The following is a 14566-nucleotide window of genomic DNA, read 5'->3' on the forward strand; positions in this document are numbered from 1 at the left end:
GTCTTGTGGGTGCCGTAGTTGTCACAGATCAGGTGGATCTGCAGGTGCGCAGGGACCTCCTTGTCGATCCGGGTCAGGAACTTCTTGAACTCCGCCGCCCGGTGTCGGCGGTGCAGGGAGCTGATGACCTCGCCGGTGGCGACGTCGAATGCGGCGAACAGCGTGGTCAGGCCGTTGCGGACGTAGTCGTGGGTGCGCCGCTCAGGCATGCCGGGCATCATCGGCAACACGGGCTGGGAGCGGTCCAGGGCCTGGATCTGGGATTTCTCGTCCACCGAGAGGACCACCGCGCCCTCGGGCGGGTTGAAGTACAGCCCGACGACGTCGTAGACCTTCTCCACGAACAGCGGGTCCGTCGACAGCTTGAAGGTGTCCGTCAGATGCGGCTTGAGCTGGAATCTCCGCCAGATCCGGCCGACGGTGGACTTCGACAGGCCGCTGTGTTCGGCCATCGACTTCCGCGACCAGTGCGTGGCGTTCTTCGGGATCTCTTCCAGGGTGGCGACCACGACCGCTTCGACCTGATCGACACCGATGGTGGGCGGCCGGCCCGGCCGGGGCTCGTCGGCCAGGCCGTCCAGCCGCTCGGCCAGGAACCGCCGACGCCACTTGCGGACCGTGTCCGCGGAAATCCGCAGGTCCCGGGCCACCTGGACGATGGGTGGGATGTCACGGCCTGCACAGGCCAACACGATGCGCGCCCGTAACGCCAGAGCCTGGGCGGAGTTCGCCCGCCGGGTCCAGCGTTCAAGGACAGCACGCTCGTCATCCGCGAGCAGCAGCGGTTGCAGCTTCGGGCCACGACGCGGCACCCCGGCAGAAGAACTCATGCTGGATCTAACGACGGACTACCGGCGCAGGACACTAGCCGAGGTACGCCGGTGACACCGCCGCCGTGCTGATCCGGTGCGGCCGTCCGGAGCCGTCCGCCGGGACCTCGTACAGGTCGGCGCCGTAGTCCCCGGGCAGCGCATACACGAGGGTACGGGTGTCCTTCCACACCGCCTGGTCGTCCACGCTGCGCGGCTCGGCGAGCGGGGTCTCGCGCATCGTGCGCAGGTCGAGGACGTACAGCCGCCAGGGCGCGTCCTTCGGCAGCCCCGCGACCCGCTTCTTGTACGCGACCCGGGTGCCGTCCGGCGACAGGGACGGGCACTCCACGTTGGCGTGCAGCGTGGTGACCGTACGGCGGCGCAGGTCGCCGCGGACCAGGTACGTCCGCCCCTTGGTGGCCAGCGTCGCGTAGAACGTGCGGTCGTCGGCCGCGAACGTCACTCCCCAGAAGTTGGCGTCCGCCGCCCGGTACGGACGCCCGTCCTTGACGATCCGGAAGGACTCCAGGGACGGGATCAGCTTCCCGTCGCGGGTGTCCACGATGGCCGCGCGCGTGGAGAAGTCCGTCCCGGCGTACGAGTCGCCGCCCACGAACGCCGTCCACGCGGCGAAGTGCCCGGTGGGGGAGACCCGGGCGCGGGAGGGGATGCCCGGCACGTCGTAGCGGGCCACGGTCCGCAGGCGCGCGTCCAGGATCAGCGCGCGGTAGGTGTCCGAGACGGGCCCGTGCACGGCCTGGAGGCACACGCCGGTGCCCGAGGCGGCGTAGAACCGCAGGCACTTCAGGCCGGACGCGGTGCGCGGCGCGTCCGGCGCGGAGGCCGGGACGCTGGTCAGCTCGTCGCGGTGCGGCCCCCACGCCATGTTCCGGAACACGAGCCGCCCCGGCCGGCGCAGCGTCACCGTCCCCGGCGTGACGCGCGGCCCGCCCGCCTGCGCCTGGTCCCGGCGGTCCGCCCGCGCGGAGGCGTGCAGCACCGACGCCAGCCCGACCGCCGCCAGCACGGCGACGGCGGAGACCAGGATCAGGATGCGGGTGCGTACGGTCATGCGGGCACCGTTCCCTTCGGGCGCAGGGTGAGGGAGAACGCGGCGCACGCGGCCAGCGCCACCGCCGCGCCCGCCAGCGCCGCCCGGTCGCCCCACACCGTCCAGGCCGCGCCGAACAGCAGCGAGCAGGCGAACCGGGTCAGCGCCTGCCCGGTCTGTACGACGGCCAGCCCGGAGGAGCGCAGCCGTTCCGGCACGCTGTCCGAGGCCGCGGCCATCAGCACCCCGTCGGTGGCGGCGTAGAAGCCGCCGTGCAGGGCGAGCACGAGGTACGGCAGGCCCGTGCCGTGCCAGGAGGTGAGCAGCAGCGCGTACACGACGAGCAGGGCGCCGTGGCCGGCCAGGAAGACCGTCCAGCGGCCCACCCGGTCCGCGAGCCGGCCGAGCGGCACCGCCAGCAGCAGGAAGGCGGCGGCCGTGCCGAGCGGCAGCAGCGCGAACCAGCGGTCGGGGACGCCGAGGCGGCGCTGGAGCAGCAGGTAGACGAAGGAGTCGCTGACCGTGGCGAGGCCCAGCAGCAGCGCGCACACGGTGATCCGGCGCAGATCACGGCCGCGCAGCAGGGCGAGGGCCGCGCGGAGAGTCGGCCGTTCGGCCGGGACCGCGTCACCCCGCCCGCCCGGCACGAAGAGCACCAGCACCAGGACACCCAGCACGGCGACGCAGAAGCTCACGGTGAACACCGCGTCGTACCCGTCGACGGTGGCCCGCAGGATCAGGAACGCCACCAGCGGCCCGAGCAGGGCCCCGGCCGTGTCCATCGCCCGGTGCACCCCGAAGGCCCGCCCGCGTGTCTCCGGCGTACTGGCGAGCGAGATCAGCGCGTCCCGGGGTGCCGTGCGCAGCCCCTTGCCGGTCCGGTCGGCGGCGAGCACGAGCCCGATCGGGGTCAGCGCGTGCGCCACCAGCAGCAGCGGCTTGCACACGGCCGAGATGCCGTACCCCAGCCCGGCGACCCACTTGTGCCGCCCGCCGCCCCGGTCGGCGAAGTGCCCGCCCACCAGGCGCACGAGCGCCGAGAACCCGTTGTAGACGCCGTCCAGCAGCCCGAACCCCAACGGCGACAGACCCAGACCGCTCACCAGGTACAACGGCAGCACCGCCGTCACCATCTCCGAGGAGACGTCGGTGACCAGGCTCACCGTCCCCAGCGCGAGCACGGTCGGCGCGACCGCCGCACGGCGCCGCCCGGCCGAAGGCCGGACGGCACCCTGAGCGGACGTACTCGTACGGCTGTCCGCTACGTACACGTCAGGACGCCCAGATCCCGGTGATGTCCTGGGCGGAGGCCGCGTTGCCCGCGTGCGTGGTCAGGCCCTGGGAGTCCTCCAGGGTGCGCAGCAGGTCGTAGTGGTTGTACGTGGTCGAGGAGCTGGACCCGGCGGCGACGGGCTGCCCGTAGAACACGGTCGGGATCTTGTTCCCGCTCAGCCGGTTGTCCTCGTCGAAGGTGACGACGAGCAGGCTGTTGTGGGTCTTGGCCCAGGTCGCGTAGGCGCCCAGGTTGTTCTTCAGCCAGGTGTCACCGGTGGACACCGAGCAGTCGTGCATGTCGCTGCACAGGTTCGGCACCACGAACGACATCTGCGGCAGCGTCGAGTAGTCCGTCGGGAACTGGGCGAACGTCTTGGCGGTCGACGTCGGTACGTTGCTGAACCCGAACCAGGGGTTGTGCTTGCGGGCGTAGGTGCCGCTGCTGCACGTCGTGGAGCCCTGGCTCGGCAGCGTCTCGTTGTAGCTGGCCCAGGTGCGGCCGGCGGCGATCAGCTCGGACGCGAGGTTGCGCGCCGAGGAGAACCCCGGGGTGTAGCAGCTGTCGTCGGTGATCCCCTGCGTCGACCCGGAGAACAGCGCGAAGTAGTTCGGCTGGCTGGGGTGGGTCTCGGCGTACGACTGGGTCAGGTTGGCACCCCCCGCCTTCAGCGAGTTGATGTACGGCGCGCTGGAGGAGCCGATGACCTGGCTGTAGGCATGGTTCTCGAAGACCACGACGACCACGTGGTCCGGGCTGGGCACAGCGCCCGCGGCGTGCGCGGACCCCTCGCCGAGCCCGGTCCACAGCCCGACCGCGGCTGCGGCGAGGGCTGCCGCGGACGCCACGACGGCGCGGGCACGGCGGTACACGGAACTGCCGGACACTTCAACCTCCGGGTAGGGATGGGCGGCTGGCGGTGCGGACAGAGCATGCTCACGCCAATGTGCCCATGGCCCACGTCGGCCAACCCCACGGGTGAAAACCCGGTGAACGGCGGGTACCCACGCCCGCATGGCGGACATCCTCATCGGCACGTGCGGCTGGACCGACCCGGCGCTGCTCCGGAGCGGCTGGTACCCACCCGGCCACCGGGACGCCGAGAAGCGGTTACGCCACTACGCCACGCGCTTCCCCCTCGTCGAGGCGGACTCCCCGTACTACGCTCTCCCGGCCCCGCGCACAGCCGCCCTCTGGGCCGAACGCACGCCTCCCGGCTTCCGTTTCGACGTCAAGGCGTTCTCCCTGCTCACCGGCCACCGTACCCGGCCCGCCACGCTCCCCGCGGACCTGCGCGACCACCCCCGCGACGAGGCCCTGCGCACGGAGGTCTGGACCCGCTACGCCGAAGCGCTGGCCCCCCTCCGCGACGCCGGCCGCCTGGGCACCCTCCTCTTCCAGTACCCGCCCTCCCTCACCCCCGGCCCGGAGGCCGAGGCATTCATCCGCACGGCCCGCGAACGCGCCCACGACTGGCCGTTCGCCGTCGAGTTCCGCGACCCCGCCTGGTGGCACCCCGCCCAGGCAGCCCGTACGGCGGCGTTCCTCGGCGACCTGAACGCGACGGCGGTGGCCACGGACACCCCCGACGCCCCGCCCCCCGCCCCCGTCACCACCCCCCACCTGCACCTGATCCGCTTCCACGGCCGCAGCCCCCACTGGGGAAAGGGCACGAAGGAGGACCGCTTCCGCCACAGCTACACCGAGCAGGAACTCTCCGCCTGGCTGCCCCCCATCCGGCAGGCAGCCGCCCAGGCCGAAGAGGTGCACGTCCTCTTCAACAACTGCTGCGGAGACGCGGCCCCGAGGGCGGCCCAGACCCTGCACGACCTCCTGACGACGAGCCTCCCCCACCAGCAGCGCCGATCCACCCCGCACGAGGCAGGATGGGCAGAGGCAGGAGGGCACACGGGAACCCCCGAGGGCCCGCACTCGCGCACGGCGTGACAGGGAACGGGACGTCCCGCAGGGGCCCACGGCGGGGCCAACCGAGGCAGGAGGTCGCGCGGGAACCCACGACGGCCCGCACTCGCGCACGGCGGGAAGGGGACGTGTCGGGTGGTGTCCGCCCGCAGCGGCCGGCGAAAACCCCGGCACTGCACGAGCAACAGCCCGCCGGACCGAGGACGGACACCACCCGGCGCGGCCCCGACCCCCACCCAACGGCAGGCGCGACCCGAGCCACGTCCCACCCGGACGGGCCGCCGCAGGCATAGGACTGGCTGCCCGGCGCGGACTGGCTGCCCGGCGCGGACTGGCTGCCCGGCGCGGACTGGCTGCCCGGCGCGGACCGGTTGCCCGGCACGGTCCGGCCGCCCGGCGCGGACCGGTTGCCCGGCACGGTCCGGTTGCCCGGCGCGGTCCGGTTGCCCGGCGCGGTCCGGTTGCCCGGCGCGGACCGGTTGCCCGGCGCGGACCGGCTCCCGTCGACGGTGGGTGCCGTCTGGCGGAAGGGGCTGGTGGGGCCGGCCGGGGCCGGGATGCCGAGAGGGCTGGGGGTCTGCCGGGGTGGCAGTGCCGCAGGCTTCGGGGGTGTGCCGGGGCGAGGGCCCCTGCGGGTGGGGCTTCCGGGCGGAGGGCGGCGGTCGCCATGGGCGCGGCTTCCGCCCCCCTCCCCGCAACCGCCGGACAGCACCCCGCACCGCACCCCGGCCCCCCAACCCCGTCCGCCACAACCGCCGACCCACCCCCCGCCCCCTCCGGATAGGCTCTGGCCAGGACGACAGCGGATCCGAGGGGAGACCACGGACATGACGCCGGGGCGCAGAAGCAGCACTTTCACCCGTCTGCTGCGGCACGGCTTCACCGACCCGTCCGCCGCCGAACGCCTCCTCGACGGCCCCGAACTGGCCCCCGTCCGCGACGACCCCGTCCTCCTCGAAGCCCTCGGCGCCACCGCCGACCCCGACCTCGCCCTGCACGGCCTGGTCCGCCTCCTGGAGGCCCAGCCCACCCCCACCGCCCACCGGGAACTGCTGGACACCCTCATCGCGGCCAAGCCCCTGCGCGACCGCCTGCTCGGCATCCTCGGCGCCTCCGCCGCCCTCGCCGACCACCTCGCCCGCCACCCCGGCGACTGGCAGGCCCTGGTCACCTACGAGCCGCACGACCTCCACCCGGGTGTCGCGGAGTTCGAGCGCGGCCTGGCGGAGGCCGCCGACCCGGTCTCGCTCCGCGTCGCCTACCGCCGCTGCCTGCTCTCCATCGCCGCCCGCGACGTCTGCGGCACCACGGACGTCGCCGAGGCGGCAGCGGAGCTCGCCGACCTGGCCACCGCCACGCTCCGCGCGGCCCTGTCCCTCGCCGAACGCGCGGCCCCGGAGGACGCCGCCGCCTGCCGCCTCGCGGTGATCGCGATGGGCAAGTGCGGCGGCCACGAGCTGAACTACGTCTCCGACGTGGACGTGATCTTCGTGGCGGAGCCGGCCGAGGGCGTCCCCGAACCCCAGGCGCTGAAGGCCGCGACGAAACTCGCCTCGCACCTGATGCGGATCTGTTCGGAAACCACCGTCGAGGGCTCCATCTGGCCGGTGGACGCCAACCTCCGCCCCGAGGGCCGCAACGGCCCCCTCGTGCGCACCCTCAGCAGCCACCTCGCCTACTACCAACGCTGGGCGAAGACCTGGGAGTTCCAGGCCCTGCTCAAGGCCCGCCCGGTGGCCGGGGACGGGGCGCTCGGCCAGGCGTACATCGACGCCCTCGAACCCCTCGTCTGGAAGGCGGCGGACCGCGAGAACTTCGTGGCGGACGTGCAGAAGATGCGCCGCCGGGTGGTCGAGAACATCCCCGCGGCCGAGATCGACCGCGAACTCAAGCTGGGCCCCGGCGGCCTCAGGGACGTCGAATTCGCCGTCCAGCTCCTCCAGCTGGTGCACGGCCGCACCGACCCCGCCCTGCGCAGCGGCACCACCCTGGACGCCCTGACGGCCCTCGCCGCGGGCGGCTACGTCGGCCGCGAGGACGCCGCCCGCCTGGACGAGGCGTACCGCTTCCTGCGCTCCATGGAGCACCGCATCCAGCTCTACCGCCTGCGCCGCACCCACCTCGTGCCCGAGGCGGAGCCGGACCTGCGCCGCCTCGGGCGTTCCCTGGGCCTGCGCGCCGACCCGGTGGCCGAGCTGAACCGCGAGTGGAAGCGGCACACCGGCGTCGTACGCCGGCTGCACGAGAAGCTCTTCTACCGCCCGCTGCTCGACGCGGTCGCCCAACTGGCCCCCGGCGAGGCCCGGCTGCGCCCGGAGGCGGCCCGCGAACGCCTGGTGGCGCTCGGTTACGCCGACCCGGCCGCCGCCCTGCGCCACCTGGAGGCCCTGGCCTCCGGCGTGACCCGCAAGGCGGCGATCCAGCGCACCCTCCTGCCGGTCCTCCTCGGCTGGTTCGCGGACTCCGCCGACCCGGACGCCGGCCTGCTGAACTTCCGCAAGGTCTCCGACGCGCTCGGCAAGACCCCCTGGTACCTGCGCCTGCTGCGCGACGAGGGCGCGGCGGCCGAGAACCTGGCCCGCGTCCTGTCGGCGGGCCGCCTCGCCCCCGACCTGCTGATGCGCGCCCCCGAGGCGGTGGCCCTGCTGGGCGACGGCAGCGGAGCGGGCCCCGCGGCGCTCGGCGGCGGCCTCGCGCCGCGGCAGCGGGCCGCGCTGGAGCAGGAGATCCTGGCGGCCGTGGGCCGCGCGGAGAACGCCGCGCAGGGTGTCACCGCGGCCCGTGGCGTGCGCCGCCGTGAGCTGTTCCGCACCGCCGCCGCCGACATCGTCGGCTCCTACGGCACCGAGACCAGCCCCGCCGAGGCCGACCAGGGCGCCCTGGTGGACCGGGTCGGCGCGGCCGTCTCCGACCTCACCAAGGCGACCCTGGCGGGCACCCTGCGCGCGGTGGTCCGGGAGGGCTGGGGCGACACCCTGCCCACCCGGTTCGCGATCATCGGGATGGGCCGCTTCGGCGGGCACGAGCTGGGCTACGGCTCCGACGCGGACGTCCTGTTCGTGCACGAGCCGCAGGACGGCGTGGACGAGCACGAGGCGTCGGCCGCCGCGAACAAGGTCGTCGCCGAGATGCGCCGCCTGCTCCAGCTGCCCAGCGCCGACCCGCCGCTGCTCATCGACGCCGACCTGCGCCCGGAGGGCAAGTCGGGCCCGCTGGTGCGCACCCTGAAGTCGTACGAGGCGTACTACCGCCGCTGGTCCCTGGTCTGGGAGTCACAGGCGCTGCTGCGGGCCGAGCCGGTCGCCGGCGACGCGGACCTGGGCCGGCGGTTCGTCGAGCTGATCGACCCGCTGCGCCACCCGGCCACAGGCCTCACCGAGGACGGGGTCCGCGAGATCCGCCGGCTGAAGGCCCGCATGGAGTCCGAGCGGCTGCCGCGCGGCGCCGACCCCAAGCTGCACACCAAGCTCGGCCCCGGCGGGCTGTCCGACGTGGAGTGGACGGTCCAGCTCCTCCAGATGCGCCACGGCCACCGGGAGGCGGGCCTGCGCACCACCCGCACCCGCCAGGCCCTGGCCGCCGCCCGCGAGGCCGGGCTGCTGTCCGCCGAGGACGCGGAGACCCTGGACGAGGCGTGGGTGCTGGCCACCCGGGTGCGCAACGCGGTCATGCTGGTCCGCGGCCGGGCCGGGGACACCTTCCCGACCGAGCCGCGCGAGCTGGCCGCCGTGGGCCGCTACCTGGGCTACGGCGCCGGGCACGCCGGGGACATGCTGGACGCGTACCGCCGTACCACGCGCCGGGCGCGCACGGTGGTGGAGGAGCTGTTCTACGGCGACAGGGCCTGAGCGGGCGCGGGGGTCCGGGCCGGGACCAGCCGGGGCAGCGCGTGCGGCAGGCTGCCGTACCACACCCGGGCCACCGTGAACCCGAAGGTCAGGCAGAGCACACCGCCCACCGCGTCCAGCCAGAAGTGGTTGGCGGTGGAGACGATCACCAGCAGGGTGGCCGTCGGATACAGCAGCCCCAGCACGCGCACCCACGGCACCGACGCCAGCGCGAAGACCGTCAGGCCGCACCACAGCGACCAGCCGATGTGCATCGACGGCATCGCCGCGTACTGGTTCGACATGTGCTTGAGGTCGCCGGAGGCCATCGAGCCCCAGGTGTGGTGGGCCATCACGGTGTCCACGAAGCGCCCGCCGCGCATCAGCCGGGGCGGCGCGAGCGGGAACAGGTAGTAACCGACCAGGGCCACGCCCGTGGTCGCGAACAGCACCATCCGGGTCGCCGCGTAGCGGCCGGGATGCCATCGGTAGAGCCACACCAGCACCCCGATGGTGACGACGAAGTGCAGTGTGGCGTAGTAGTAGTTCATCCCGATGATGAGCCAAGTCACCGAGTTGACGGCGTGGTTGACGGACTGCTCGACGGCGATGCCCAGCGCGTGCTCGGTGCGCCAGATCCAGTCCGCGTTGCGCAGCGCCGCGGACCGCTGCTCCGGCACGGCGTTGCGGATCAGTGAGTACGTCCAGTAACTCACCGCGATCAAAAGGATCTCGAACCACAGCCGGGGCCGCCTCGGCCGCCGCAGCCGGCCCAGCGGACCGCGTGGGACCTCGCCCGTGACGGGCCGCGGAACGGCCACCTCCTCGCGACCTTCCGGCTCTGTCACGGTCGAGTCACTCATAGGCACAAAGTCTGCCAGACAAGGCTTCCTCGGCCGATCATCCCAAGGTTGGGTCCGCGGCGCACCTTCTACGACGTACGGAGGACATTCGGCGCCGAAGCGGTGGAACCGCGCACCACCAGTTCCGGCATGAACACGAACTCGCTGTGCGGTGCCGGTGTCCCGCCGATCTCCTCCAGCAGCGTGCGCACCGCCGCCTGCCCCATCGCCGGGACGGGCTTGCGGATCGTGGTCAGCGGCGGGTCGGTGAAGGCGATCAGCGGGGAGTCGTCGAACCCGACCACCGACACGTCCCGGGGTACCTCCAGGCCCCGCTGCCGGGCCGCCCGTATCGCGCCCAGCGCCATCATGTCGCTGGCGCAGACCACCGCCGTGCAGTCCCGCTCGATCAGCGCCGTCGCCGCCGCCTGACCGCCCTCCAGGGTGTACAGCGAGTGCTGGACCAACTCCGTCTCGACGGTCTGGGCGGGCAGCCCCAGCTGGTCCTGCACCGCGCGGACGAAGCCCTCGATCTTGCGCTGCACGGGCACGAACCGCTTCGGTCCGAGCGCCAGCCCGATCCGGGTGTGCCCCAGCGACACCAGGTGCGTGACCGCCAGCGCCATCGCCGCCCGGTCGTCGGGGGAGATGAACGGCGCCTGCACCTTCGGCGAGAACCCGTCCACCAGCACGTACGGCACGCCCTGGGCACGCAGCCGCTCGTAGCGCTGCATGTCGGCGGTGGTGTCCGCGTGCAGCCCGGAGACGTAGATGATCCCGGCGACCCCGCGGTCCACCAGCATCTCGGTCAGCTCGTCCTCGGTCGATCCGCCCGGGGTCTGGGTGGCGAGCACCGGCGTGTAGCCCTGACGGGTCAGCGCCTGGCCGATGACCTGGGCCAGGGCCGGGAATATCGGGTTCTCCAGCTCCGGCGTGATCAGGCCCACCAGGCCCTCGCTGCGCTGCCGCAGCCGCACCGGGCGCTCGTAGCCCAGCACGTCCAGCGCGGCGAGCACGGACTGGCGGGTGGTGGCGGCGACTCCGGGCTTGCCGTTGAGGACCCGGCTGACGGTCGCTTCGCTCACCCCCGCCTGCGCGGCGATGTCCGCAAGCCGTGTGGTCACGGCACTGGACTGTACCGGTCGTATCCCTCCTTGCACACCGGCCGGACGCCGGGCGCGGGCGGGCGCACGGCCTGCCGTGGGTTGCTGCGTCATCGCGCTCCCTCGGGATTCTCGGTGGCAAGAGCTTGCAAGTCTTGCACACCTGTCGTCATCGCCGCTCAGCGCCAGCACCACTGGGTTGCGCCGTGGTCGACGGCTGGTCACGACGGGGTAACCATCGTGTCCCCTTGCACTTTTTTTCTGCAAGGTCTTTCGCAACGCTTACATGGCTGTTACGTTCCCAGTCGCCCGGCCGCGGCAACGGCGCAGTCGGCAAGTCGCAGGGGCGGACGGGACCGTCCCCTGTACCACTCGGGCTTTACCCTCAAGGAGAACTCATGCGGCGTGGCATAGCGGCCTCCGCGCTGGTGGCGTCCCTCGCCCTGACGGCGACGGCGTGCGGCGGGAGCGACAGCGACAGCGGGAAGTCGGACGGCCCGGTCACCATCACCTGGTGGGACACCTCCAACGCCACCAATGAGGCGCCGGCGTACAAGGCCCTGATCCAGCAGTTCGAGGCTGGCAACAAGGACGTCAAGGTCAAGTACGTCAACGTCCCCTTCGACCAGGCGCAGAACAAGTTCGACACCGCGGCCGGCGCCAAGGGCGCCCCGGACGTGCTGCGCTCCGAGGTCGGCTGGACCCCCGCCTTCGCCAAGAAGGGCTTCTTCCTGCCCCTCGACGGCACCGAGGCCCTCGCCGACCAGGGCAAGTTCGAGCCGAACCTGATCAAGCAGGCCCAGTACGAGGGCAAGACCTACGGCGTGCCGCTGGTCACCGACACCCTCGCGCTGGTCTACAACAAGGCCCTGTTCAAGAAGGCCGGCATCACCGAGGCCCCCAAGACCTGGGACGAGCTGAAGGCCGACGCCGCCAAGATCAAGGACAAGGCCGGGGCCGACGGCTACTGGGGTTCCACCCAGGCCTACTACGCCCAGCCCTTCCTGTACGGCGAGGGCACCGACACCGTCGACGCCGCCGCCAAGAAGATCACCGTGGACTCGCCCGCCGCCAAGAAGGGCTACGGCACCTGGCTGAGCCTGTTCTCCGGCAAGGGGCTGCACAAGGCCGACGCCACCGCCGACGCCTACGCCCACATCCAGGACGCGTTCGTCAACGGCAAGGTCGCCGCGATCATCCAGGGCCCCTGGGAGATCACGAACTTCTACAAGGGCAGCGCCTTCCAGGACAAGTCCAACCTCGGCATCGCCACCGTCCCGGCCGGCTCCGCCGGCAAGGCGGGCGCCCCGACCGGCGGCCACAACCTCTCGGTCTACGCCGGCTCGGACAAGGCCCACCAGGCGGCGGCGCTGAAGTTCGTCAAGTTCATGACCTCGGCGCAGTCCCAGGAGACCATCGCCCTGAAGAACTCCACCCTGCCCACCCGCTCCGACGCCTACACCGACAAGGTCAAGGCCGACCCGGGCATCGCCGGCTACCAGGGCGTCCTCGCCGCCGCCCAGCCCCGCCCGGCGCTGCCCGAGTACAGCTCCCTGTGGGGTCCGCTCGACACCGAGCTGCCCAAGGTCGCCAGCGGCAAGGAGTCGCTGGACACGGGCCTGGGCAACGCCGAGCTGGCCATCTCCAAGCTGGTGAGCGGCTTCAGCAAGTAAGCCCGCGTGGCCGTCGGATCCTTCCTGAGCGAACGGGGGGAAGGATCCGACGGCCACCGCCCTGTGCCCGGCCCAACCCCTTGATCTCTTGAAGGTGTCGAACCATGACAGTCGCCATCGACCGCGCGACCGGCAAGCGCCGCGGTGACCGCGCGCCGCGGCCCGGGCTGGGGCAGCGCGTCCGGAACGGTTTGCAGAAGTACTGGTACGCCTACGCGATGATCGCCCCGGTGGTCGTCGTGCTCGGCGTCCTCGTGGGCTACCCGCTGGTGCGGGGCTTCTACCTCACCCTCACCGACGCCAACAGCCTGAACTCGGCCCGCACGATCGGCGTCAACCACATCGACGCCACCTACAAGTTCATCGGCCTGGACAACTACCGGGACATCCTGTTCGGCCCGACGGCGTACGACCGGTTCTGGTCGCATTTCCTGTGGACCGTGTTCTGGACGGTCGCCTGCGTCGCCCTGCACTACGGCATCGGTCTCGGTCTCGCGCTCATGCTCAACCAGAAGCTGCGCGGCCGTACCGCCTACCGGCTGCTGCTCGTCCTGCCGTGGGCCGTGCCGACCTTCGTCACCGTCTTCTCCTGGCGGATCATGCTCGCCGACTCCGGCGTGCTCAACCAGATCCTCGGCTCGCTCCACCTGCCCCAGCCGGAGTGGCTGGAGGACACCTTCTGGCAGCGGTTCTCCGCGATCATGGTCAACACCTGGTGTGGTGTGCCGTTCATGATGCTGTCCCTGCTCGGCGGCCTCCAGTCCATCGACTCCTCGCTCTACGAGGCCGCCGAGATGGACGGCGCCACTGCCTGGCAGCGCTTCCGGCACGTCACCCTGCCCGGCCTGCGCTCGGTCAGCTCCACCGTCGTGCTGCTCGGCGTCATCTGGACCTTCAACCAGTTCGTCATCATCTTCCTGCTGTTCGGCAAGAACTCCGCCCCGGACGCCCAGATCCTCGTCACCTGGGCCTACCAGCTCGGCTTCGGCCAGCAGCCGCGCGACTTCGCCCAGTCCGCCGCGTACGGCGTGCTGCTGCTGTCGATCCTGACCGTCTTCACCTCCTTCTACTTCCGCTGGCTGAAGCGCAATGACCAGCTCGCCGTCTGACGCCGCAGGAGCCGCCGCCATGAGCACCACGACCCTGGACAAGACCGAGACCGCCCCGGCCCCCGCCGCCGCGCCCCGGCGCCGCGTGCGCCGGCGCGGCGAGCGCGGCCCGGTCGGCGCCGCCCTGCTGCACGGCGGCCTCGCCGTGGCGAGCCTGATCGCCCTGGCCCCGGTGGCCTGGCTGTTCTACCTGTCCCTCGGCCCGGACAAGGAGGACTACCTGCACCCGGCCGACATCGCGGGCAAGTTCAGCTTCTCCAACTACAGCTTCGTGCTGGAGCACACCGGGTTCCTCGACTGGTTCAAGTCGACGATGATCGTGGCCCTCGGCACGACGCTCATCGGTGTCTTCGTCGCCGCCACCACCGGCTACGCGGTCTCCCGCATGCGCTTCCCCGGCTACAAGCAGCTGATGTGGGTCCTGCTGCTCACGCAGGCCTTCCCCATCGCCATCCTGATCGTGCCGATGTACGAGATCTTCAGCGAGCTCGGCCTCATCGACACCTACTGGGCGCTGATCCTCATCAACTCCACCACCGCCGTGCCGTACAGCGCGTGGCTGCTCAAGGGGTACTTCGACACCATCCCCTTCGAGATCGACGAGGCCGGCCGCGTGGACGGGCTCAGCCCCTTCGGCACCTTCTTCCGGCTCATCCTGCCGCTGGCCCGGCCGGGCCTGGCCGTGGCCGCGTTCTACACGTTCATCACCGCCGTCGGCGAGGTCGCCTTCGCGACCACCTTCCTGCTGGACGACTCCAAGTACACCTTCGCCGTCGGCCTCCAGACGTTCGTCAGCGAGCACGACGCCCAGTGGAACTACATGGCCGCCACCGCGGTGCTGATCGCGATACCCGTGACCGTGTTCTTCTACCTCGTGCAGAAGAACCTCGTCACCGGTCTCACCGCCGGCGGCACCAAGGGCTGACGCCCGCACCGACCAGGCGGCCGCGGTG

Annotated in this window: 11 protein-coding genes; 5 read left to right on the top strand and 6 right to left on the bottom strand. The window is 72.1% G+C overall.

Annotation, left to right across the window (positions count from 1 at the left end; genetic code table 11):
• The 4 genes from IE294_RS33280 to IE294_RS33295 form a co-directional block, all read right to left on the bottom strand.
• The coding region (locus tag IE294_RS33280) for an IS630 family transposase (protein ID WP_189892327.1) at window positions 1-830 on the bottom strand (830 nt) is incomplete at its 3' end.
• A gap of 34 nt (window positions 831-864) precedes the next feature.
• Window positions 865-1884: a TolB family protein gene (locus tag IE294_RS33285; RefSeq protein WP_189892329.1), complete on the bottom strand. Its 1020-nt coding sequence runs from the start codon at window positions 1882-1884 to the stop codon at window positions 865-867.
• Complete coding sequence (locus IE294_RS33290) at window positions 1881-3134, bottom strand: MFS transporter (RefSeq protein ID WP_189892331.1); 1254 nt, start codon at window positions 3132-3134, stop codon at window positions 1881-1883. Before IE294_RS33290 ends, IE294_RS33285 begins: the two co-directional genes overlap by 4 nt.
• A 1-nt stretch (window position 3135) precedes the next feature.
• Window positions 3136-4023: an alkaline phosphatase family protein gene (locus tag IE294_RS33295; protein WP_189892333.1), complete on the bottom strand. Its 888-nt coding sequence runs from the start codon at window positions 4021-4023 to the stop codon at window positions 3136-3138.
• A 127-nt stretch (window positions 4024-4150) separates the two neighbouring features.
• On the opposite strand from IE294_RS33295, the gene IE294_RS33300 reads away from it, so the two are divergent.
• Both IE294_RS33300 and IE294_RS33305 read left to right on the top strand, forming a co-directional pair.
• Complete coding sequence (locus IE294_RS33300) at window positions 4151-5083, top strand: DUF72 domain-containing protein (RefSeq protein WP_229917536.1); 933 nt, start codon at window positions 4151-4153, stop codon at window positions 5081-5083.
• Window positions 5084-5886: 803 nt separating this feature from the next.
• Window positions 5887-8907, top strand: coding sequence for a bifunctional [glutamine synthetase] adenylyltransferase/[glutamine synthetase]-adenylyl-L-tyrosine phosphorylase (locus tag IE294_RS33305; protein ID WP_189892335.1), 3021 nt, complete (start codon window positions 5887-5889; stop codon window positions 8905-8907).
• Here the strand turns inward: IE294_RS33305 and IE294_RS33310 are convergent.
• Entirely contained in the window at window positions 8889-9749 is an 861-nt protein-coding gene (locus IE294_RS33310) for a phosphatase PAP2 family protein (RefSeq protein WP_189892336.1), read from the bottom strand. The genes IE294_RS33305 and IE294_RS33310 overlap by 19 nt on opposite strands.
• Before the next feature lie 68 nt (window positions 9750-9817).
• A complete protein-coding gene (locus IE294_RS33315; protein ID WP_268252826.1) occupies window positions 9818-10852 on the bottom strand; it encodes a LacI family DNA-binding transcriptional regulator in 1035 nt (344 codons plus the stop codon).
• Between the two features lie 377 nt (window positions 10853-11229).
• On the opposite strand from IE294_RS33315, the gene IE294_RS33320 reads away from it, so the two are divergent.
• The 3 genes from IE294_RS33320 to IE294_RS33330 all read left to right on the top strand — a co-directional run bounded on the left by IE294_RS33320 (window position 11230) and on the right by IE294_RS33330 (window position 14538).
• Entirely contained in the window at window positions 11230-12504 is a 1275-nt protein-coding gene (locus tag IE294_RS33320) for an extracellular solute-binding protein (protein ID WP_189892340.1), read from the top strand.
• Between the two features lie 104 nt (window positions 12505-12608).
• Entirely contained in the window at window positions 12609-13613 is a 1005-nt protein-coding gene (locus tag IE294_RS33325; protein WP_189892342.1) for a carbohydrate ABC transporter permease, read from the top strand.
• 19 nt (window positions 13614-13632) lie between these two features.
• Window positions 13633-14538: a sugar ABC transporter permease gene (locus tag IE294_RS33330; protein WP_189892344.1), complete on the top strand. Its 906-nt coding sequence runs from the start codon at window positions 13633-13635 to the stop codon at window positions 14536-14538.
• The last annotated feature ends 28 nt before the right edge of the window (window positions 14539-14566 follow it).

The sequence above is a fragment of the Streptomyces canarius genome (genome assembly GCF_014650735.1).
GTDB lineage: Bacteria > Actinomycetota > Actinomycetes > Streptomycetales > Streptomycetaceae > Streptomyces > Streptomyces olivaceoviridis.